The sequence below is a fragment of the Streptococcus dentasini genome, assembly GCF_053206945.1.
This window is the reverse complement of record NZ_JBRUHS010000004.1, coordinates 131,198-154,616: the sequence shown is the minus strand read 5'-3', so window position 1 is coordinate 154,616 and position 23,419 is coordinate 131,198. Positions and strand designations below refer to the sequence as shown.

General features: G+C 42.0%; 17 protein-coding genes, 2 tRNA genes and 1 pseudogene. 1 reads left to right on the top strand and 19 read right to left on the bottom strand.

Features of this window, described 5'->3' with window-relative positions; translation table 11 throughout:
* Positions 1-86 precede the first annotated feature (86 nt).
* The 12 genes and pseudogenes from ACVR1G_RS05045 to parE form a co-directional block, all read right to left on the bottom strand.
* Positions 87-4,577, bottom strand: coding sequence for a glycoside hydrolase family 70 protein (locus ACVR1G_RS05045; protein WP_447452103.1), 4,491 nt, complete (start codon positions 4,575-4,577; stop codon positions 87-89).
* Positions 4,578-4,943: 366 nt separating this feature from the next.
* The gene (rpsA, locus tag ACVR1G_RS05040; RefSeq protein ID WP_447452102.1) at positions 4,944-6,143 is read right to left on the bottom strand and encodes a 30S ribosomal protein S1; all 1,200 of its coding nucleotides are present in this window, start codon (positions 6,141-6,143) and stop codon (positions 4,944-4,946) included.
* A gap of 133 nt (positions 6,144-6,276) precedes the next feature.
* A tRNA-Gln gene (locus tag ACVR1G_RS05035) sits at positions 6,277-6,348 on the bottom strand.
* Positions 6,349-6,500: 152 nt separating this feature from the next.
* A tRNA-Tyr gene (locus ACVR1G_RS05030) sits at positions 6,501-6,581 on the bottom strand.
* A gap of 51 nt (positions 6,582-6,632) precedes the next feature.
* Positions 6,633-6,863 carry a DUF2969 domain-containing protein gene (locus ACVR1G_RS05025; protein ID WP_447452101.1) on the bottom strand — a complete coding sequence of 77 codons (231 nt, stop codon included), beginning with the start codon at positions 6,861-6,863 and terminating at the stop codon, positions 6,633-6,635.
* Between the two features lie 89 nt (positions 6,864-6,952).
* On the bottom strand, positions 6,953-7,975 hold the full coding sequence (locus ACVR1G_RS05020; RefSeq protein ID WP_447452100.1) for a branched-chain amino acid aminotransferase: 1,023 nt from the start codon (positions 7,973-7,975) through the stop codon (positions 6,953-6,955).
* Positions 7,976-8,148: 173 nt separating this feature from the next.
* Positions 8,149-10,614 (bottom strand): DNA topoisomerase IV subunit A, encoded by a 2,466-nt coding sequence (gene parC / locus ACVR1G_RS05015; protein ID WP_447452099.1) that lies wholly within the window; start codon positions 10,612-10,614, stop codon positions 8,149-8,151.
* A 460-nt stretch (positions 10,615-11,074) separates the two neighbouring features.
* Positions 11,075-11,212, bottom strand: a complete 138-nt coding sequence (locus tag ACVR1G_RS05010; RefSeq protein ID WP_447452098.1) for a hypothetical protein — start codon at positions 11,210-11,212, stop codon at positions 11,075-11,077.
* A 262-nt stretch (positions 11,213-11,474) separates the two neighbouring features.
* On the bottom strand, positions 11,475-12,080 hold the full coding sequence (gene fic / locus ACVR1G_RS05005) for a protein adenylyltransferase Fic (RefSeq protein ID WP_447452097.1): 606 nt from the start codon (positions 12,078-12,080) through the stop codon (positions 11,475-11,477).
* 21 nt (positions 12,081-12,101) lie between these two features.
* A pseudogene (locus ACVR1G_RS05000) lies at positions 12,102-12,509 on the bottom strand (GTP pyrophosphokinase); the annotation flags it as partial.
* A gap of 48 nt (positions 12,510-12,557) precedes the next feature.
* The gene (locus tag ACVR1G_RS04995) at positions 12,558-12,704 is read right to left on the bottom strand and encodes a hypothetical protein (protein WP_447452096.1); all 147 of its coding nucleotides are present in this window, start codon (positions 12,702-12,704) and stop codon (positions 12,558-12,560) included.
* Positions 12,705-13,093: 389 nt separating this feature from the next.
* On the bottom strand, positions 13,094-15,037 hold the full coding sequence (parE, locus tag ACVR1G_RS04990) for a DNA topoisomerase IV subunit B (protein WP_447452095.1): 1,944 nt from the start codon (positions 15,035-15,037) through the stop codon (positions 13,094-13,096).
* 383 nt (positions 15,038-15,420) lie between these two features.
* Here parE and plsY point away from each other — a divergent pair, with 383 nt between their 5' ends.
* Positions 15,421-16,062, top strand: a complete 642-nt coding sequence (gene plsY, locus ACVR1G_RS04985) for a glycerol-3-phosphate 1-O-acyltransferase PlsY (RefSeq protein WP_447452094.1) — start codon at positions 15,421-15,423, stop codon at positions 16,060-16,062.
* Positions 16,063-16,288: 226 nt separating this feature from the next.
* On the opposite strand, the gene ACVR1G_RS04980 is transcribed toward plsY, so the two are convergent.
* The 7 genes from ACVR1G_RS04980 to pyrF form a co-directional block, all read right to left on the bottom strand.
* Positions 16,289-18,727 (bottom strand): 5'-nucleotidase C-terminal domain-containing protein, encoded by a 2,439-nt coding sequence (locus tag ACVR1G_RS04980; protein WP_447452093.1) that lies wholly within the window; start codon positions 18,725-18,727, stop codon positions 16,289-16,291.
* 393 nt (positions 18,728-19,120) lie between these two features.
* On the bottom strand, positions 19,121-20,392 hold the full coding sequence (locus tag ACVR1G_RS04975) for a dihydroorotase (RefSeq protein WP_447452092.1): 1,272 nt from the start codon (positions 20,390-20,392) through the stop codon (positions 19,121-19,123).
* A 14-nt stretch (positions 20,393-20,406) separates the two neighbouring features.
* Positions 20,407-21,060 (bottom strand): uracil-DNA glycosylase, encoded by a 654-nt coding sequence (locus ACVR1G_RS04970; protein WP_447452091.1) that lies wholly within the window; start codon positions 21,058-21,060, stop codon positions 20,407-20,409.
* Positions 21,061-21,087: 27 nt separating this feature from the next.
* A complete protein-coding gene (locus tag ACVR1G_RS04965) occupies positions 21,088-21,588 on the bottom strand; it encodes a YbhB/YbcL family Raf kinase inhibitor-like protein (RefSeq protein WP_447452120.1) in 501 nt (166 codons plus the stop codon).
* A gap of 10 nt (positions 21,589-21,598) precedes the next feature.
* Complete coding sequence (locus tag ACVR1G_RS04960) at positions 21,599-21,946, bottom strand: MmcQ/YjbR family DNA-binding protein (RefSeq protein ID WP_447452090.1); 348 nt, start codon at positions 21,944-21,946, stop codon at positions 21,599-21,601.
* Between the two features lie 40 nt (positions 21,947-21,986).
* Positions 21,987-22,616, bottom strand: a complete 630-nt coding sequence (gene pyrE / locus ACVR1G_RS04955) for an orotate phosphoribosyltransferase (protein ID WP_447452089.1) — start codon at positions 22,614-22,616, stop codon at positions 21,987-21,989.
* 45 nt (positions 22,617-22,661) lie between these two features.
* Positions 22,662-23,360 (bottom strand): orotidine-5'-phosphate decarboxylase, encoded by a 699-nt coding sequence (gene pyrF / locus ACVR1G_RS04950; protein ID WP_447452088.1) that lies wholly within the window; start codon positions 23,358-23,360, stop codon positions 22,662-22,664.
* Positions 23,361-23,419: the final 59 nt, after the last annotated feature.

The window sequence follows — 23,419 nt, the reverse complement described above, 5'->3', positions numbered from 1 at the left end:
TTTCAGTCAAAGAGTATTTAGACAGTTACCGCAATTAGAGCATGCAAAAGGAGCTGAAGGCAAGCTTTCAACTCCTTTTAGTCTATTTAGTCAAAGATAACAGAAAGTAATTCACCTGAATCAGCATCAAATGTATAGGTTCTATTATCAATTCTAACGGTCGTACCCTTAGCTTGAGTGCCGTCTTCATTAAAGTAAAGATGTTGACCATTAATATCGTGGAAACCTCTGTAGGCTGCACCATCGTAACCAAAGTAATACCAGTTTCCATCAACTAGTACAAAGCGATTTGTGACGCGTGCACCTGTATCAGCATCATAGAAGTATTTACGACCATTAGCTGCGGCAACAATAACACCTTTAGCTTGCTTACCTGTCTTAGCATCAAAGTAGAGTTGGTTATTCTTAATTCTTTGATCACCTTTAACAGCATAGCCGTCTGCTCCCATATAATACCATTCATTAGAGCCGGCTTGCGTCTCAATAAAGGCGTTAACAACAAGGGAACCAGTGTCAGCATCATAGTAGCGTCTGCCTTTTTGATCATTGACAAATCCGCCTTTGACTTGTTTACCAGTCTTGGCATCAAAGTACAATCTCTGTCCCTTGATGGTTTGCTCACCCTTGACTAAATGCCCATCAGCATCAGCATAATACCAAGCATTGTGGCCAGTCGTAAAGAAGGTTGCAACCTTAAGCTCGCCAGACTGTGCGTCGTAGTAAGAGATGTTGCCTTTTTTATCTGTGACAAAATTCCCTTTAACTTGGGCACCCGTCCTAACATCGAAGTACAGCTGTTGCCCTTTAATCGTCTGAGCCCCCTTAGCGAGGAGACCTTGCTCATTCAGGTAATACCAGTGACCCTGATGAAGAAGGAATTGATCCTTAACCAGATTACCACTGTTTTTATCGAAGTAACGGGTTTGACCATCCTTATCCGTCACAAAGTCTCCCTTGACCTGGTAACCATTTTCATCATAGTATTGGATGTTGCCATCAATCGTAACCAGGCCAATGGCCATAGCACCATTGCGATCGAAGTAACGGTATTGAAGGTTACCATCAGCATCTGTTGTTTGGAACCATTTATTACCCTTGTACATGATACCGGTCTTACCATAGTAGTAAGATTTACCATCTTCTCTCTCCAGAATAGTATCTTGAAGAGTGATACCATTTGGCAGCATGTAGTAGAATTGGCTGTTAATGACAGCTGGACCAGTAACCATATAACCTTCACGGTCAAAGTAATAGAGATGACCACCTTCTTGAATAAAGGCTAATTTAGCCTTATTACCAGCAGTCGTATAGTAAGTCATTCCCTTACCATCATGGTAGAAACCAGTCTGAGCGGTCTTATCACCTGTCAACGCAGCTGGTAAGAATTCACCCTTATCATTAACCGTAAAGTATTTACCTGTTCCGCTGTCACTAAGGACATAGTCTGTACCGCGTCCCAGGACATTGGTTCCGTTGAAGTATTTAGCTTCCCAAACCTTAAGCTTAACAGTCGGATCAATCGTCTTACCAGTTGAGATCATCTTAACATCAAACATTTCAGGGTATTGCTTTTGCAATTCTGCAAGGAATTCCCCACCGTACTGAGCCTGATAATCCTTACCGCTGCTCTTGGTGTTAGCTAGATAGAGTTTTTTAACTAAAGGTTGGTCATGCTTAACCTTACCGTAATTATCAACACGCGTACCAGTAACTACTTCTTTACCTGGCAATTGATAGATTTGGTCTGGAACCCAGTCAGCAATTGCTTGGATACCTGCAGCATGGAGAGCCTTAAGGGCATTAGCCAAGTCTTCCTTAGAACCATATTTATTATTCTTGCTCATAGCAAGGTCATAACGGTCACTGAAGGCATATCCGTTTTGAATAATCGAATCCAGGAAGGTACCATCAGTTGCTGATACATACTGCGGCGCCATCTCAAATGACGTTACTCCCCAAGCCTTGAAGAGATCTGTATTTTGTGCAATCAGTTTATTGGTATACTCGGCATCTGTCGTTATAAAATCTTGGAAATTAGAGAAACCTTCATAAATCAATTGTGATTCTAAAGCCTGAGTTGCTTGATAAGTTTGATCGTCCTTACCATAAGCTTTGTTTGAGGCAACAACACGGATATCTTGATCTTCCTTAGCGCCAACTGGCACCCAAACAGCCAAATAACCATTGACTTCAACCTGTTTGTAACCCTTGATTTCACTGCCTGTGAAAGTAATGAAACCATCCTTATCAGCAACCTTTGTGATGGTCGTATCTGAATCGTTAAGATATTTTTGCAGACCCTTATCAGTCGTTAAGAGCAATGGTCGATAGGCTTGACCAGCATGAATCTTACCAACATTAACCTTAATCTCTTGATCCTTAGCTAATTTAAGCTCTGGATTATTGGAAACCAATGTGAACATACCAGATGTTTTAGCCAATTTGCCACCAGTCGTATCATCCGCAGACATGACATCTTGACCATAGCGAACAGAAACTAACACTTCTGTATTATTCAGGACAGCATCTGAATGGTTAGTATCCATGCTGTCATCAGGTGTATAGCCCTTGAGATCCATTGTCTGACCACCAGCTGCGTAGCGAATACGAGCCCGCATCAAGGTATCAATAGCATCATAGTATGGAGACTTCGTCGCCATGTATTGCCCATCATCAGTATAGAGATCGCCGTAATAAACACGAGTGACAGACTCCATATTCGACAGCATCAAAGCATAGGCTGTTGGGATATTATAGTGGGTATAAACCTTATCCACACTCTTCATATCCGCGTTATAAATTTTGAAGGCTTCTTTTAATTGATCTAAGGTGAAAGTAAAGCCGTCCGTCGTTGGGTCAATCTTTTCAGCGATAATCTTAGCAATGACGGTTTGTACTTCTGAGTCATGGGCACGAACAAAGACATAAGAAGCCTGTGTATCACCATACTTGTCGTTGACCGTACGATCAGTCAAGCCGTATTCTGATTTAATCAGATTTTCCATGCCAGCTGAACGCTCACTGTAAGGACGCGTCAGCGTGTAAAGAAGAGACGTACGTAGACCATTATCCATGGCTAGGGCTGCCCCTTTAGTATCCTGGTTGTAATAGTTGTCATTATAAGACCATGCTTCCAAGATAGAGATATGAGCCAAAGCCTTAGCCTCTGACTTATTAACGCCATAGACAGAGTTAAAGTAGTTCGTATAGATTTGAAGCATATCGGCGTTAACATTATCAACCGCATCGACACGAATACCATCAAAGTTGGCATCCTTGTCTCCCATGACGATAGAACCCCAGTTCATAAGGTAGTGGATTTGGTTGAGCATTTCTGCTTGAACGACTGGATTAGAGTTGTCTACATCATTGGCCAATAAGAACTCATAACCACCATAAGTATCGGCTAAATGATATTTAGTTTTACCAGTTTGGTAGGTAGGGGTACGATTGAGCAGGCGGTATTTAGAATCTGCCCACTCCGTTAATTTATTATTAGTGTAGAGGATAGCACCACCTTGAAGATGGTCTTTTTTATCATAATTTTCAGAATCGCTGTTCCATTGAGACTGGGTTGCTACGAAAGCGGCCATTGCTTCACGCAACCATACTGAACTCTTCTCTTTGCTGATACGTTGTTCAATATGTTTTTGAATCAACTCAGCAGCCGTATTAAGAGCTACTTGCGATGTTTTATTGGTAAATTTTTCGTCCTTGATTCCTAAAGCATCAATCATATAATTGAGGTAGGCTACCTGTGTATCCTTATTTGGCCACCAAGTCATCAAAACAGGACGCAAATCAGTTTCTTTAGAATCAACCCAAGTCTGGCCGTTTGACAGAATTTTAGCAGGACGGTACCAGCTTTCAGCGGTCAAGTAACCATCTACAAGTTCAAAGCTCTTTTCAGATGAATCGTAGGCCTTATTGTTAACTGAAAAGTCTGTCACAATCGGAGTCAAACCCTGTGTAAAAGAATGAGTTGATGTACTTGAAAGTGCCCCGGTCTCCCCATCAAAATACAACATTTGTCCCTTAACGGTAATGACAAAATTCTTCTTATAAGAACCATCTTCTAAGACATAATAGTATTTACCGTCTACCTTTTTAATCTTATCCAAAGACAAGGCTGCAGCTTCTTCTTGCTCCGTCAGACTTGACTTAGCGGCTTCTGGAGTTTGAGTTGCAACCGCCTCTTCAGAAGTAGCCGTTTGGCTGCTTGCTGAAGCCTGTTGAGCAGGCTGAGCTTTCACATCGGCCGCTGGTTGAGTTTGAGCTGCTGAAGGCAGAGACTGCTGCTCCACTGGTGCAGTCTCTGCTGCCTGTGCCTGAGACAGTTCAGAGGTGGCCGTTGCACTGACAGTACCAGCATCTTTAGAGTCCGCTACTACTTCATTATCGGCTCCTTGGTCTTGGATACTGTCAACTGCCTGTACATCTTTAGCAGTCTCATCTGCAGAAACAGTCTGACTGACTGCCCCTGCTCCGACTACACTTGCCAAACCAGCAGAAGCCACAGCAATAGTCACCCATTGCTTTTTAACCTTATGCAACTTGTAATGTAATTTTCTCTCCATGAAAATCATTCTCTCCTTAATAAGTTTTAGCTGGTAAAATAATATCAGAGGCTGAATTATTTTACTCACCAAACTATATTAGCATTTTTTCAAAAAAATTACTAGTTATTTACATTTTTTTTGTTGAAAAATAATACTCATATAGACTGTTATAGCAAGCTTTCAGGAGATTTATCTGTTAGGTTTCAGACTAAAAATCTGCTTTTTATGAAAAAATAGCCCAACTAGCTAACAAACATTAGAAAACTGCCATGTTTGAAAACTTGTGGACTAATAATAGAATAGGCCTAACACTGCCACTGCTATAAATTTGTTGCTTCTATAAAAATGAGCTTGGACACTTACACTTGCCCAAGCTCATTTTTCTTATAATTCGATATCACCAAAGAGATCTGCCATTGAGAAACCTGTTTGTGTTTCTGGTAATTCGTAATCGCGCTTAGCTTCACGTTTTGGACGACGTGGACGTGACGGGCGTTTTTCACCCTCACCTTCAGCCTGTGCTGGACGCTCTTGCAAAGCCTTGATCGATAATGATACACGCTCAGCCTCAGCATTTACATCAAGTACTTTCACCTGAACTTCTTGACCAACAGACAAAACATCTTTTGGATTTTCAACACGCTTATGTGAAATTTGTGAAATGTGAACCAGACCATCAATACCCGGTAATACTTCAACAAAAGCGCCAAAATCAGTCAAACGTTTAACAGTTCCGTCAATAACATCACCAGCAGCCAATTTTTGTTCTACGCCATCCCAAGGTCCAGGTGTCGTTGCTTTTAATGACAAGGATACACGGCCTGCTTCTTCATCGATAGCAAGAACCTTAACATCAATCTCATCACCAACAGATACAACTGATTTTGGCGAAACATTGCGCTCATGAGATAATTCAGTAACGTGAACAAGTCCGTCAACACCGCCGAGGTCAACAAAGGCACCAAAGCTTGTCAAACGAGCAACCTTACCAGTAACGACTGAACCCACTTCAAGTTTTGAAAATACTTCCTTGCGGGCTGCTGCTGATTTTTCTTCAACAACTTCACGACGAGATAAGATAAAACGGTTTTCTGCTGGATCAACTTCTTTGATTTTAGCTTCGATATCCTGACCGACAAATTGCTCAGTATTGCGAACAAAACGCGTATCAAGCATTGATGCTGGAATGAAACCACGGAGTCCTTCAAACTCAACAGAAAGACCGCCCTTAACGGCACGAGTGCCTTTTACAGTAACAACTTCTTCTTCGCGGCCTACAAGTTTGTCCCAAGCTTTCCGTGCTTCCAAGCGTTTTTTAGAAACCAAGTAGGTTACCGTATCCGTGTCTTTTCCAACAACTTGACGAAGCACAAGCACCTCGATTTTATCGCCGGATTTAACAAAGTCGTTAATGTCAGCTTCACGGTCATTTGTCAATTCACGAAGTGTCAAGACACCTTCGATACCAGTACCTTCTATAATTACGTTTGCTTGACCATTATCAACTGTCAAAACTTCAGCAGTGACAACATCACCAGGGTTAACTTCGCTAACACTGTTTAGCAAATCTTCAAATTCGTTCATTCTAAAAAATCCTCCAGTAGACAGCTGGTAAAAATCGGCCAACTGCCTGACAACACTATATTTTCTTAAGGCAAACCCGCAAGGACACACTAATATCACTATGGCGGTCTTAGGTAAATCCTAATACCTCAGACTGGGGTAGCTGGATTCGAACCAACGCATGAGGGAGTCAAAGTCCCTTGCCTTACCGCTTGGCTATACCCCAAAAGCAAATAACTTAATACTCAGTAAAAGTGAACTAAGCTGAACACGACCTAAAATCCTAGTGAAAAAGATAAACTTCCTAGCGTTATATCTAACGCTTCGTCAGTTTCCTATTTTCATACGGATTTTTAAACGGTCTTTGTATCCTGAGTATGGAAGGGGAGGGATTCGAACCCCCGAACCCGAAGGAGCGGATTTACAGTCCGCCGCGTTTAGCCTCTTCGCTACCCTTCCATGCAACTAGGGTTCATTCTAACATAAAGGAACCCTTAATGTCAACAATTTTTAATGATTTAGATTGTAATTTTCAATGATGTTTTCGATTGCCTGATCCAGTGTCGGATAGAAATTGGTAAGGCTATCATTTACCACTGTGGCAAATTGGCTGTCCATTTCAACAATATGGCCCACTGTACGCTTACCAATTGCTAATTCATACCCTTCAAGGGACTTACCAGATACAGACACTCGGGCGTCTGACAGCTGCACTTCAATCTTTTTATCTTTTTTTGTCATGACTTAACTCCGTCTTTATGAAATTTCTCCTACATTTTACACGAAAACAAAAAAGCTTGCAAGAGCAAGCTTAATGACTGACTAACTACTTAGTCAATCTTATAAATCCAGCCTTCTGGCGCTTCTACATCTCCAAACTGGATGCCTGTCAGCTCATCATAAAGTTTGCGTGTAACGGGGCCGACCTCTGTTTCACTGTAGAAAACGTGGAAATCGTCTCCATGTTGCACCCCGCCGATCGGTGAGATAACTGCCGCGGTTCCACAGGCTCCCGCTTCAACGAATCTGTCTAGCTCATCAATCTTGACATCGCCTTCAATAGCTGTCATTCCAAAGCGTTCTTTAGCTAAATAAAGAAGAGAGTACTTGGTAATAGACGGCAGAATAGATGGGCTAAGCGGCGTAACAAATTCATTATCTTTCGTGATACCAAAGAAATTAGCGGATCCTACTTCTTCAATTTTGGTGTGAGTCGCTGGATCCAGATAAATAACATCAGAGAACTGACGCTCATGAGCTACTTGACCGGGTAGGAGACTGGCAGCATAGTTCCCACCTACCTTAGCTGCACCAGTACCATGAGGAGCTGCTCGGTCATAATCATCCTGAATGAGGAAGTTCGTTGGGGCTAAACCACCCTTGAAATAATTCCCAACCGGCATAGCAAAAATCGTAAAAATGTATTCTTCTGCTGGATGGACCCCAATAACATCTCCAACTCCAATTAATAGCGGACGGATATAGAGTGTTGCGCCCGTCCCATAAGGCGGAACGAATTCTTCGTTTGCACGAACAACTTGCTTAACAGCATCAATGAACTTATCCGTTGGAACTTGGGGCATGAGGAGGCGATCAGATGTTCGCTGTAGACGTTCTGCATTTTGGTCTGGACGGAATAATTGGACAGAGCCATCTTGGGTACGGTAAGCTTTTAATCCTTCAAAAGCTTGTTGTCCATAATGAAGAGCTGGCGAGCTTTCAGAGATATGGAGTGTCGAGTCCTCTGTCAGCTTACCATCATCCCACCGACCATTCTTATAGTATGAAATATAGCGAAAAGGAAGTTTATGGTATTCAAAACCTAGGTTCTCCCAATCTAAATCTACTGTCATAATAAATCCCTCTTTCTATCACTAAGTGGTTCCTAGTATAGTCCTTTTTTAGCCAATTTTCAAGTATTATTTCAAAATTCTGACAATTTATTTTCCTAAAAAGCAGAGAGCTAACATTGACAAGGGCATCAATGCTAACCTCCTCTACTCTTAAAATGTTTTAGTTTTATTTATCAACTAAGCAATTTGGCTGCAAGTACCTCTTCATCCGAAATGGTATCTGAGATAAAGCTCCCATTGCTAGTGCGCTCTGACAGACTCAGTTGGGCTAGGTTAACCTGCTCAACCGTTCCTAATTTAGATAAAACTTCGAGTATCTGCTCGTCAGTATCGGCCTCTACTTCCCCGCTAAAAAGATCAAGCTCTGCAGCCGCAGCAGCATCAGATAACACAGGAGCGGCTAAAAAGACGCGATGGGGCTTGGATTTGAGTTCACGCAGAAGTTGCAAACCACGACCTGCCCGTTTGGCTACTGGGATATCGTCTGTTGCCATCCGTTTGAGGCTGCCGCGCTGGGTCAGTACAAAGAAAGTCTTAGTATTGGCAATAAAGGCAGATTGGACTGTATCACCATCTTTCAGATTAATAGCCTTGACACCGGCAGCTTTGGCACCGACAATAGGTACTTCTTCAATGCTAAAGTGGAGAGCGTACCCTTTCTGAGTCACTATCATAACCTGATCCAATTTAATTGGTGCCATGGTAACAACATGATCATCGTCTCCTTTAAGTTTAGCAAATTTAACAGATTTGGTTCTGTAACTGCGCCATGGTTCAAACTCTTTACGCTCAAAGCGCTTGATCTGACCGTGTTTTGTCACAGCGAAATAAGTTTCTGGAGTTAGATCATCAATGATTTCAGCGTAGATAATTTCCTCATCGGTTGAAAAATTGGTAATGGTCTGAGAGAGGTGTTCGCCAATGTCTTTCCAACGAATATCGGTTAATTCATGAATAGGCCGGTAGATGACATTCCCTAGATTTGTAAAGATAAAGAGATGCTGGGTCGTTTTAGCCTGCTGCATCAGAATCACCTGATCGTCATCACGCTTACCTAATTCTTCTGGGGTGGAAGCATTGTAAGAGCGAGGACTGGTCCGTTTGACATAGCCGCTGCGAGTCAGGCTGACATAAGTCTCCTCTTCAACAATCAAGCTGGCCGTATCAATTTCAATAGTCTGCGCTTGAACCTGCAATTCTGAACGGCGGGGACTACCAAACTTTTTCTTTACCTCACGGAGCTCACGCTTCATGAGATTATACATGGTACGCTCATCACCAATAATAGCCGTCAGAGTTGCGATTTGCTCCCGCAAGGCAGCATCTTCTTCTTCCAGAGTCACAATATCGGTATTAGTTAAGCGATAAAGCTGCAAAGTTACGATAGCTTCTGCCTGCTCCTCGGTAAATTCATAGCTAATCTTCAGATTTTCTTTGGCATCGGCCTTATTATCCGACGCCCGAATCAAAGCGATAACTTCATCTAAAATAGAAAGAACCCTGATCAGCCCTTCTACGATATGGAGACGCTTTTCTGCCTTTTTCTTATCAAATTTGGAGCGCGCTAAAATAATATCGCGGCGATGGCCAATGTAGCTGGTCAAAATTGGAATCAGTCCGACCTGACGCGGCGTAAAGTTATCAATAGCTACCATATTAAAATTATAATTAATTTGCAGGTCAGTATATTTGAGCAGGTAGTTAAGAATCGCTTGACTATCCGCATCCTTCTTAAGCTCAATAGCAATGCGCAAACCATCGCGGTCAGATTCGTCCCTCACTTCGGAGATGCCAGGTACTTTATTGTTGAGGCGAACATCATCGATTTTTTTTACCAACATGGCCTTATTGACATCGTAAGGAATCTCGGTAACGACAATTTGCTCTTTGCCACCCTTAAGCGGTTCAATTTCTGTACGCGAACGTACTACTACACGTCCCTTACCTGTTTCATAGGCTTTACGAATTTCGTCAGCTCCTTGGATAATAGCTCCAGTCGGCAGATCAGGACCAGGTAAAAATTCCATGAGCTTTTCGACCTTTGCCTTAGGATGATCAATCATATAGACAACCGCGTCAATAACTTCAGCTAAATTATGAGGAGGTATGTCTGTTGCATATCCCGCTGAAATTCCTGTTGCACCATTAACTAGAAGATTGGGAAAGGCAGCTGGTAAAACAGTCGGCTCTTTTTCCGTATCATCAAAATTCCAAGCCCAAGGGACAGTGTCTTTGTCAATATCTTGAAGCAGATAGCCCGCAATCTCTGATAAGCGCGCCTCAGTATAACGCATAGCAGCAGGTGGATCACCGTCCATAGAACCATTGTTTCCGTGCATCTCCACAAGAATTTCACGATTCTTCCAGTCCTGCGACATGCGCACCATAGCATCGTAAATAGAGGAATCCCCGTGCGGGTGAAAATTCCCCATGATATTACCAACCGACTTGGCCGACTTACGGTAGCCCTTATCATGAGTATTACCGTCCTTATTCATGGAATAAAGAATGCGGCGCTGAACCGGTTTTAGCCCATCGCGAATATCAGGCAGGGCCCGCTCTTGAATAATATACTTGGAATAGCGCCCAAAGCGCTCTCCCATGATGTCCTCAAGGGACATATTTTGAATGTTTGACATAATTAAGATACACAGCCCATAAAAAAGATAAAGTCAAATTAATAAATCGGCAGAAATTCAAGATTTTCTAGACGATTTATCTTTTTGTCACAGTCTTTAGGGGCGTGTTCAATTCCTTTCTGTAAGATTAAAATAGAAGATTATATAATCTAGAATAAAAACAGGAGATTCTGATTTTCCAAACGATTCACGCTAAAGTAACGACTGTAAAAATAAAAATTTAAACATCCGTCTCTCTCTTTATACAGATTCTAGGATTGAGTCCCATTCTTATTGATATGTAATAGCATAAACTTATTAAAGACTACTTTTACTCATAGCTGTAATTTTAAAGAGTTTTATTGATAGAATAATAGCGATTACAAAGAAATTATTATGCTATTGCTAAGGCTAGTCTTTGTTTCACATCTTAATAGCTTCTCAGTAAAAGTATTAATGCAAAAAAGTTCTACTAAGTAAGCTAATCTGAATCAACAAACTCTGTATCAATAGCAGAATTTGTCGCTATCTTTTCTTTAAATTCCGCTCTTAATTCATTGTCAATTTTTGATTCATCTGGAAATTTTCCATCTATTAAATCAGTAAAAGTATTAACCATTCTTATTCCCATTGGTTTAAAAGTAACATAGGTTAAACCACCGGAAATAACAGCACCGAGAACTGGAATAGTTTTTGAAATAGATTTTCCTATAGTATCTTTTGTAATTTTTTTGCCTATATTATTGCCAATTCTTGTTCTTTGCTAAATGTTTTTTCACTGTATCCTCTCCCAATAGAATACTAATACTATGTTCTCTTTCAGTGTTAATCTAAAATATCCACAATCCATTAGCACCATAGCTGACTTGTTGACGACTTTCCTACAGCTCCTCGGTTCGATAAAGACGATAGCCTTCATAATCGTAACTGTGATCGACCCCTTTCATGTAGAGCTCACGGTTATCAATATCATCCGTGAGTGCTTTTCTGAGGGTATACTTGATTTCAATATTGCGAACTGGACTGCGTTCCATGGCCAGAAGATAATCTTCTTTATCAACCTGTGACCAGTTGATGACTTGACTAATCTCATTTTTTAGTAGATGGTCTAACCACAGACGCATACTGCGTCCATTACCTTCGCGAAAAGGATGGGCAATGTTCATTTCAACATATTTTTCAATAATGTGATCAAAAGTATCTTGAGGCATTTTATCAATGGTTTCAAGCGAAGCTTTCAAGTAGACTAAGGGAGCAAAGCGAAATCCACCTTTTGCTAAATCAACTAAGCGCATCTTTCCAGCGAAATCATAAATATCTTCGAATAAAAAGCCATGAATAAATGCTAAAGTTTCATAAGTACCGGCAGGTTTATCAGCCAATAAATTTTCTTCAAATAAACGTTTAGCTTTTTCTTTACTGATTTTTTCTTCAGCTTTTGAAAGCTCAAGCGAATCTGTCAAACCTAACTTATTTTCTAAAACCATATTTCTCACCTACTAACCTAATCACTTCACACATTTTCGTTTATATTTAATATGGCTAGCGATATTTCCTTTAACATCCTTCTCATCCCATAGTTGCAATTCCCAAGGATAGTAGAAATTGCTCTTATTTTTGAAATAGATGTCAATACCGACATAACCGTCCTTATCCCGCAGGTACCAGCTTTTCAGCCCATACTTTTTCTGCCAGCTATCCAAGCATTCCATAACCTGGGAGATCTCTTCAGGCGTTAAAATCATCAGAGCACTACAGATATTATTCAAAATGGCATTAACCGGATAGGCTTCTTTGCGCTCTTTAAATCGTTCGATTTTATCTAAAAGTGGTTTAGAAGTTTTTACGCGGTAAACATAGCGAATGCCATCGACATCAGCTCACATAAGATAATCATTAATGACCTCATGGAGATTGGTAGGCATCACAGCATAAGACACTCTTCTTTAGCAACACTGTCCAGTCTATGACTTTTCCCAAAGACCTACAGCAAATGCGAGCATAACCATCCCTAAGATAAATTTGTCTGTAAACATAAAGTAAAGAGCTGCAAGAACAGGCATAGCACAAGCCACTATCTTAATCCAACCTTTGTTAAACCAGTTTTTCATTTTTCTATCCTCTCTTACTCAAGAAGAACTTGCTAGGGCAATGATTAAAAGGAAATTCCCATCTCTTTTCTGAATATACAAGCAAAAAACTTAGAAAGCCAAAGTAAATCAGTCAGACCTAATTTATTTTCTAAAACCACCTGCTTATCTCTCGTTCATATAGGACACTCAATTTAAAAATCAGTTATAATTTTGAAATTGGCCTAGTAAGGACATTTAGATAAGACCTCAATAAAACTTACCATACTTTCATTTGTCTTTAGCTGATCGATTATAACGTCTATCGTCAAAAACGATATTATATTGACAGATAAGCTAGTGAGGAGCTGACAAGCCATAGCCTGTTACGTTGTGAAAATAAATGCTTTATTATTTTTTCAAATAAGCAATCAAAACACCGTCTGTTCTTCCAAGGTAAACTTGACATTGTCTTCGATCCATTGACGGCGGGGTGCTGCTTTGTCTCCCATGAGAACAGAGACACGGCGCTCAGCACGCGCCAGATCTTCAATAGTGACACGGATAAGGGTGCGTGTCTCAGGATCCATGGTTGTCTCCCAGAGCTGGTCGGCATTCATCTCTCCCAATCCCTTGTAGCGCTGGAGACTAGCTCCCTTACCAAATTTCTGGCGGAGATCTTCTAACTCGCCATCAGTCCAAGCGTATTCAACCTCTTCTTTTTTCCCCTTACCTTTAGACATCTTATAAAGCGGAGGCAGGGCAATATAGACGTGTCCCGCTTCAACTAAGGGACGCATATAGCGATAAAAGAAGGTCAGTAAAAGTGTTTGGATGTGGGCACCATCGGTATCCGCATCGGTCATGATGATAATCTTGTCATAATTGATATCATCAATATTAAAATCCGGTCCGACACCAGCACCGATAGTATAGATCATCGTGTTAATTTCCTCGTTTTTAAGGATATCAGGCATCTTGGCCTTCTCGGTATTGAGTACCTTACCGCGCAGAGGCAAAATAGCCTGAAACTTACGGTCACGTCCCTGTTTTGCTGAGCCTCCGGCCGAGTCCCCTTCGACTAGATAAAGCTCATTTTTTTTAGGATTTTTAGACTGAGCTGGTGTTAGCTTCCCAGACAGCAATCCCTTATCCTTTTTACTCTTTTTTCCATTGCGGCTTTCATCGCGAGCTTTGCGAGCCGCTTCACGGGCGTCACGCGCTTTGATAGCCTTACGAACCAAATTGGAAGCCAGCTCTCCATTTTCCATGAGAAAGAAAGTTAGATTGTCAGAAACTAGACCATCAACAACCGGACGAGCCAGGGGACTCCCAAGTTTATCCTTGGTTTGCCCTTCGAACTGCAGGTGCTCTTCAGGAACAAGAATAGATAGGACAGCCGAAAGACCTTCTCGGTAATCTGAGCCTTCTAAATTTTTATCTTTCTCCTTAAGAAGTCCAGTTTTTCTGGCATAGTCATTCATCGCTTTAGTAATGGCCGTTTTAAGCCCTGTCTCGTGGGTTCCCCCATCTTTAGTGCGGACATTATTGACAAAGGAGAGAATATTGTCCGAAAAGCCATCGTTATACTGCATGGCTACCTGTATCTGGAAACCTTGCTCTTCACCTTCAAAATAGATAACAGGTGTCAGTGTTTCCTTATCTTCATTGAGGTATTCGACAAAATCTTGCACTCCATTTTCATAGTGGAACTCTTCTTGCTCACCACTACGCTCATCGCTTAAAACCAAAGTAACTTCTTTAAGCAGAAAAGCTGATTCTTTCAGGCGTTCAGAGATAGTATTAAATCTAAAATCTGTTGTTGAAAAGATCGTATCGTCAGGTTTAAAGGTCACCTTGGTCCCTGTTTTCGACTTGGGAGCTGTTTTGATTCTTTCCAGCGTTGTTACAGGTTTACCACCATCTTCAAAGCGTTGACGATAGACGGCTCCATCACGGGTAATCTCAACTTCCAGCCAGTTAGATAAAGCGTTGACAACCGAGGAACCAACACCGTGCAGGCCCCCTGATGTTTTATAGCCACCTTGGCCAAATTTACCACCGGCATGAAGCACTGTAAAAATCACTTCGACCGTTGGTTTGCCTGTAGCATGCATACCAATTGGCATACCGCGACCGCTGTCTGCTACACTAACAGATCCATCCTGATGCAAGGTTACCTCAATACGGTCACCAAAGCCAGATAAGGCCTCATCAACAGCATTATCGACTATCTCCCAAATTAAATGATGCAGCCCTGTTCCGTCAGTTGAGCCAATATACATCCCAGGGCGTTTGCGGACTGCATCCAGTCCTTCCAAGACCTGAATAGCATCATCATTGTAATTATTGATTGAAATCTCTTTTTTAGTCAAACTTGACCTCCCAATTGTTCATCTATTTTATATTACAGGTTTTTAGGGAAATTTGCAAAAAAAGTTTGTTCTTGCCTCTCTAAATCGGCTTAAAGCAGACTCCCATCCTACATATCGCAATGTTTTTTGGGGAAAGTGTCAATAAGAAGACGATAGTCAAACTACTAGAAACCATTAGATGTCCGCCGTTATCACTACAGTTTAATTGTCTGTTACTGCAATCTCACTTAAAAGAGACAGAAAGTGCTCTAAGACCACTACCAGCCAATACACTTAGTAGTACTCTCTAAATTTAAAATAAAAAATTTCTTTTAGTAATAAAGAGCCGATAAAGCGTTGAGGGTGCCTACTCTTAACCTTTCTTTTATGTTATAATGAGCATTATGGAAAGTATTATTTTTATTATCATTGCTTACCTGTTAGGTTCTATCCCTTCTGGATTATGGATAGGTAAAATTTTCTACCACAAAAATCTCCGCGAATTAGGCAGTAAAAATACCGGTACAACCAATGCTTTTAGAGTTTTGGGCAAGAAGGCAGGGGCAGTAACCTTTATAATTGATATGCTTAAAGGAACACTGGCTGTTCTTCTGCCGATTTGGTTCGGAGCAGACGTGCTATCACCGCTACTCATTGGTTTTTTTGCGGTGCTTGGGCACACTTGTTCGATTTTTGACGGTTTCAAAGGTGGTAAGGCCGTTGCAACAAGTGCTGGTGTCTTACTTGGTTTCACACCACTTTACTGTCTATTTTTACTGGCTATCTTTGTTCTGATTTTGTTTTTAAGCAGTATGATTTCCTTTGCTAGTGTAGCTACAGCAAGTCTGGGATTGTTAACACTCTATACCTTCCCAGCTGTTCATTTTATCCTGCTAAGGTATGACTGGCTTTTTACCATTATTGTTACCGGATTGGCCTTGATTATTATCATTCGCCACAGGGAAAATATAGGACGTATTAAGCGTAAGGAAGAAAATCTGGTCCCCTTTGGTCTGAATTTGACCCATCAGCAGCCTAAAAAATGAGTTCCGTTTAAAATGGAACTCATTTTTTATTATCACTCAAACCTCATTCTTGTTTAGTTAGGTAAAAAAGCCACTGACTGAAGGCTGCTTATCTTTCAGTTCAAAGTCACTGAGGCTTTTAAGGTCTCATATTCCTTAATGTTAAGCTTAAGGAAAAATTCCGCTATCTAGCTCATCTCCTAATTTTAAACTGCACAAAAGGCGGCGCTTTTCCATATCCTTCCTATTACCTTGATTTACGGGCGCGGAAATGATCAAAAGCAGCTCCAGCAGCAATGATCGTAACACCAAGGACGCTGACAAGTACTTCATTAGAATGTTTACCTGCCGAATTAGAGGTATGAGTACCAATAGGACGCGAACTTGCCTCAATACTTGAATTGCCTTGAGAGGATCGACCTGTTCCAGAGCCAAAACCACTATTAGCATCACTAGAGCCTAATTCTGAATTGATTGTTGGTTTCTCTGTTGTCGATGCCTTATCAACCTCAGACACACTATCCTGATTAGTTTCTGAATGGCTAGTACCAGATTCAGAAGTTTCCTTGACTTCATCCAGCGCAGGCAGAGCTTCAACTTCTTTTTCTGCTTCCTTGTTTTCAATAGTCGCAGAATCTGCTTTAGGAGCAGGTTTATCTTTTTGCGAGTCCTCTAAATTAAGATCAAGTTTAGGAGGTGTCTTTTTGATAGATTTACTATCACTCAGCCAATCGCCCAGCTGATACTGCAAGCCTTCTGTCCCATAAAAGTAGTAGGTAGCATCAACTGAGATAAGACGGCTGTTAGGATTTACGACAGCATACTGACTCAAATCGACATTGGACTTGAGATAATCAGTAAAGACCTGATCCATAGACGGCCCTTCTTCGCGCGTCCCTCCTAACATAGTATAGCTATCACCACCAGAAGCAAGGAAATCATTAGTTGCTAAATAATAAACGGCATTCATATCGAGAACCTGATACTTATCAGTATCCGGATCTAAAATTTCGATACCTAGGATTCGCTGATCAACCTTATCTGATAAATTCGTATCATAGTAGACACGGGCGCCAGCTACTTGCAAAAAGCCGCCGCTTGGCTCCAGCAAGGGGTTACCATAATCATCAAGGATAGGCAGCCCCCTCTTATCTGTCTGAGTAGGGGATTTTAGAGATGTTTTAAACATCTCGTAGATGGTTTTGCCAGTCACTTGAATCTGCGATACCGTATTACCAAAAGGCAGAACAGATATAACATCCCCCTTAGTAATAGGTTCCCCCTTTTTAAGAGTCTCACGCAGACCGCCACCATTGGTAACTGCTAAATTGGTCTTATGGCTAAAGCCTGTTTGACCGTAGGCTAAAATCGAGTCTGCGACCAAATTTCCCAAGTTCGTCTCACGGACACGAACATTCATACGGTCGCCGTTGAGCTCAACAGGATTGTTGGGGCGAATAACAGTTGCACTGTCCGCCAGATACTTGGCTTGAATTTTGGCTACTAAATCAGACACTTCCTTATCTGCTTGGATGGTTTGAGCCTGCTCTGCTGTAATGACGCCAGCTGACAATACTTTATCAGCATTCAGGGTAATCTTACCAACATTGTGCAGATAGCTGCCTGTTTGATTGTAAATGTCATTACCATCTGTAATCTGTAGAACTGTATGGGAATGTCCATCAATAAGAATGACATTCTTCCCCCTGAGGTTAGCATTTTTAGCAAGAGCCTTAGCAAGAGTCGTTCCCTGCCACTCTGGTTTAGTCGTATTATCAACGCCTAAATGAGCTAAAATAACATAGTTGTGATAGTACTTACCTTCAGCCCTAGCTTGACTCTCTGTCTGCTCAATGACATTAGTAACCTCTGTAATAGGATCAGCAAAGGTCACCCCTTCGACATTTTTAGGGTGTGTTTTAGTAGCGGTCTCAGGTGTTGTCACTCCAATAACAACAAACTCATCCCCTTCGACCTCCTTATTTTTATCGATAATGGTCGACGCTTCAAATAAGCGAGTACCATTGACGTAGACATTGGAGCTAATCATAGGAAAATTCAATTTTTCTCGCAGGCGCTTGAGCTGATAGAGACCAAAATCAAACTCGTGATTTCCTAAAGTCATAGCATCATAACCGATGGTATTCATGATGTCAGCCATATCCTCACCCTTACTACTATTAGAGATTGGCAGGCCTTGGAAAGAGTCCCCTGCATCAAACAGAAGTGTTTTTCCCTGTGCACGACTGGCTTTTACGATAGCAGCTAGCTTGGCATCACCAATAACACCCTCTTCTTCTACTATGCGGCCGTGAACATCATTAGTATGGATGATGGTAGTGCCCTCACTAGTCGTTTTTGAAGCTGCTGTTGCAGATCTAGCCATTGTCAGCTGATTATCATCCGCTGAATTTAGCTCTCCTCCTGTTTCCGATGAGACCTCTGAGATAATATTCTGTTGTCCTTGTTCATCTACTGCTGCCCTTTGTTCTGAGCTGGATAAATTAGTGTTGACTGAAGATTCTTCCGCAAGACCAGCTCGCTCTGCTTCTGCTACCGACGACGCTCCTGCCGAATTGTCCGCAGAAACAGGATTTGCCTCATCAGCAGCTACTTTATTAGATAAAATTGCCGTTGAAAACAAGAGGGCAGATAGGGTCGGGATTAACATTGTTTGCTTGCGCATGAAGGTCTCCAAAATAATATGATTATCCTTTATTATACAATAAATCGCACTATTTTTAAATAAGATTGTTTAGAAAATATTATTATAGCTGCCTGATAAAGATCCAAAAAGACTGACTTTAAGCCCATTAAGGTGTTCTCATAATCTTGATTCATTCTCATAAAATATTCTGCTAGGACTGATTTGTTTTTCCATTTTTTATTTGCTAAAAACGCTTCGCTGTGAACAGCATCTCAAACATCAGATTTTCATCTAATGCTCAAAGGCAGACGAGAAGAGGGCTGGGGAGCGGTGGCATAAGACCAGCAAAGCTGGCAGTATCCGTACAACAGTCCATCATGTGATTTTCAAAGAGTATACCCTAGGCTGCAGCATAAATATACTAGCGCTTTTTCAATCAGCTTGATAGACAATAGCGCCATCACTGATTGTATATTTAACGACCCCTTTTAGCGTTTCACCAATAAAGGGGGAATTGTCCGCTTTCGATGCAAACTGATCAGATATTTGTCGTTTTTCTTTATCCACAAAAATCACAATATCTGCTGGACCCTCTTCAGTTAAATAACCCGCATCGAAAGAATATAGGCTAGCAGGATTGCAGGTCATCTTGGCTAAGAGCTGGGATAAAGTCAGCTCTCCTGTCTCTACAAGATTAGTTAAGCCTAATGAAAGTGAGGTTTCTAGCCCAGTCATTCCCGACGGTGCCTTGGTTATATCCGCCACGTCTTTTTCATCCTTATGATGAGGAGCGTGGTCAGTTGCAATGACCGAAATCACGCCACTCTTAAGACCTTCAATAACAGCTCGACGATCTTTTTCTGTCCGTAAAGGGGGATTCATTTTAGCTAGAGCCCCTTTAGCCAAAAGTAAATCCTCGGTCTTAGAGAAGTGCTGAGGGGCTGCTTCTGCTGTTACTGGCGCTCCTAACTGCTGGGCAAATTCGACCACTTTAACTGATTCCTTCTTGGATAGATGCTGGATATGCAGATGAGATTGGGTAGCATGGGCAATCATGACATCACGTGCAATCATGCTGTATTCAGCTACACCAGTGGCCCCACAGAAACCAAACTTCTCACGGGCAATCGTTTCGTTAAAACCAAGAATACCATTGAGTTCTGGATCTTCTTCATGCAGGGCAATGAAAGTATTATTCTCCTTGGCCAATTCTAGGGCTTCTTTGACTAGCTTGCTACTTTTCAGAGGAATCCCATCATCTGAGAAGGAAACAGCTCCTGCCTCTAAAAGGGCTTTAAAGTCCGTCAGATTCTGACCATCAAAATCTTTGGTAACTGTCGCATTGGTATAGATATGAATATCTTCTCTAGCTGCACTGGTAAGCACATCTTTCAAGGTTTTCGGATCTGAAATGGTCGGACTGGTGTTAGCCATCATTACGACACTAGTAAAGCCGCCTGCTGCAGCTGCCAAGGCCCCTGTATGAATATCTTCTTTGTGTGTCTGTCCGGGTTCACGAAAGTGAACATGGATATCAACAAGACCCGGGGCCACAATCAGCCCAGCTGCATCAATTACTTCTGCGGTCTTTTCATCAATATCCTCAGCGATTTTAATCACTCGCTTACCATCTATGAGCACATCTGAAACTTTATCAAATCCTGACTTGGGATCAATCACTCGACCATTTTTAATTAATAACATGGGGCTTCCTTTCTTTATTTCAGCCAATCTATAGGCTCCAAGCCATCTTCTTTTAGATAAGCATTAGCTCTAGAAAATGGCTGCGAACCGAAGAAACCACGATTAGCAGACAGCGGGCTAGGATGAGGAGACTCGATAATATGGTGGATGGGATTGCTAATCAAAGCCTTCTTCTTACGGGCAAAACCACCCCAAAGGATAAAGACAACTGGATTGTTCTGTTCGTTGACAACCTTGATAATGGCATCTGTAAAGGGCTCCCAAATCTGGCCTTGGTGACCATTAGCTTGACCCGCTGGTACTGTCAAGCAGGCATTGAGCAAGAGTACACCTTGCTTAGCCCAAGGCGTCAAATCGTGATGGTCACGCAAACCAACATCCTGTGCTAACTCTTTGAGAATATTCTGCAGAGACGGTGGGGCTGGGATGTCCTCAGGAACCGAAAACGACAGACCCTGAGCCTGCTTGGGACCATGGTAGGGATCCTGACCAATAATAACCACTTTAACCTTTTCCAAAGGTGTCGTTTGAATGGCATTAAAAACTTTTTCCCGCGGCGGATAGACGACGCCTTGAGCGTAAACCTGATCCATGAAGGCGTTGATTTTTCCAAAATAATGTTCGGGTAACTGAGCTTTAATCAGCTCATGCCAGCTTGAATGTTCCATAGGGCAGCATCCTTTCTTAACTCAAGATCAGACTTTACCGACCAGATCAAGCTCTGCTTCGGCCAAGATATGACCTTCAACTGCGTGCATCAGCTCATTAAGGTAGAACCCACGCTCAAGTGCAAGTTCAGTATCCAGAGCATAAACTTTTAGAGTATAGAGGTGATCTTTATCTGGCGGGTAAGGCCCGATGTAGTTATCTTCGATAGCCGAAAAATCTGTTGATAAAAATTTACTAACAAGGCTGTTTTTGCCATGAAGGTGCTGGCTGTCCCTTCGGGAAAAATCTGCCTCAATCACGGTCTTAGCAGCAGGAACATTAGCGACTGTCCAATGAATGTAGGCAAAACCGCAGACTGAAATGGAATCATAATCGATAAGAGACCAAGCAAAGGTCTTAGTCCCTGCGGGTACATCTTCTATCGAAAAAGGGAAGGATACGACAGCATTTCCCAGTTCAAGTTCATTAGTGTGCTTGCTGTAACGATCAGGGATAATTTTATTTTCAAAAGGAACTGTAATTCTCATCATTAACCTCCTAACGTGTTAAACGGCTGCTTTCCAGCACCATAGCTTCAAGTTCAGGCTCGCTCAGGTCAGTTTCATTGACTAAAACGCTGAGCCAGTGCTTTTTATTCATGTGATAAGCTGGGATAACGCCCTTTGTGTCCATCATCATCTCTACCTGCTCGGGTTGGAGTTTGAGATTGAGCAGGAGTTTCCCTTCCTTCTGTGTCACTAGCGCCAGCATTTTGTGATTGCGACGATGCCGAATGACTGGCGTATCCTTACTTTTCTCACGCGTAAAGGGATAAGCCTCCTCAGCTCCAGTCAGATCGAGCAGCCAATCCAGCAGTTCCCGCTTGGTGACATTGCCAAAATCCATTGCAACCTCCTATTACTTTCCCTTTCCCAAAGCAGTGAATTCAATCCTGCCAAGTTTCCTGATTATCTTTGAATTTTTTTAGCAGTTGTAGACCATCGGCATTGATGTAACCTTGAACCTTGGCTACCTTGATGAGCTCAGAATAGTTGGACAGGGTTACCAATTTAACTCCTGCATCAGCAAAGTTCTTATCAGCCTTGGGCAACTCATAGGTGAAAATGGCTGCTACACCAAGAACATCGGCTCCTTCGCGCTCAGCAGCTGCGACAGCTTCTAATACAGAGCCACCAGTTGAAATCAAATCCTCAATAATGACCATCTTTTCGCCCTTGACAACCCGACCTTCGATTTGTTTTCCCGCGCCATGGTCTTTGGGCTTGCTCCGGATATAGGCAAATGGCAGATTCATCTTATCCGCAATGATAGCTCCGTGAGGAATCCCTGCTGTTGCCGTTCCGGCAATGACTTCGACTTCTGGAAAAGCTTCCTTGATTTTTTCAACAAAACCATTTTCAATCAAAGTACGTGTTTCAGGGTAAGAAAGGGTAATGCGATTATCCGTATAGATAGGGGATTTAATACCTGAAGCCCAGGTAAAGGGCTCTTCAGGCTTGAGGTAAACCGCCTTGATATCTAGTAAATCTGATGCAATTTGTGATGCTAATGTCATAAAGTTTCTCCGTTCTAAATTGGGGATTAGGTTAGCTTGTAAGTTTTAGGCTTGAGCATTCCACTCAGCTTTAATAGCTTGATAGGCTGCGACAGGCTCCTCAGCTTGAGTAATAGGCCGTCCAACCACGATGTAGTCAGAACCAATTCTGTGGGCATCAGCTGGGGGCATCACCCGTTTTTGGTCACCGACACTTGAACCAGCGGGCCTGATACCCGGGGTCAAACAGATAAAGTCTTCAGAGGTTACTGTCTTAATTTTAGCCACTTCATGAGCTGAGCAGACCACGCCGTCTAGTCCAGCCTCTTGCGTCTTCTGGGCATAATGCAGAACCGACTCTTCCAGGCTGGTCTGGATATTTTGGAAATCTTTCATTTGTTTTTCAGAGGTTGATGTTAACTGGGTAACGGCAATCAATTTAGGGCCCTTGCCTAAACCTTCTCTTGCTGCCTGCATCATTTCAACACCACCAGCTGCATGGACATTAGTCATATCCACACCAAGCTTAGCTAAAACTGCCATAGCAGACTTGACCGTATTGGGAATATCATGCAATTTGAGATCAAGGAAAACGGAATGTCCTAGTGATTTGACATAAGAAACAATTTCAGGGCCTACCCCATAGTAAAGTTCCATACCAATCTTAACATAGAGTTGTTCATTCCGAGGGAAACGGTCTAAAAATTCTTTGACCGCTTCGAAGGAAGGAAAGTCAAGGGCGACGATAGGGCGTGATTCTCTCATAACTGTTTTAAATATCCTTTCTATTGGCAGATAAATAGGAGACTTGTCTGGCAGCAAAT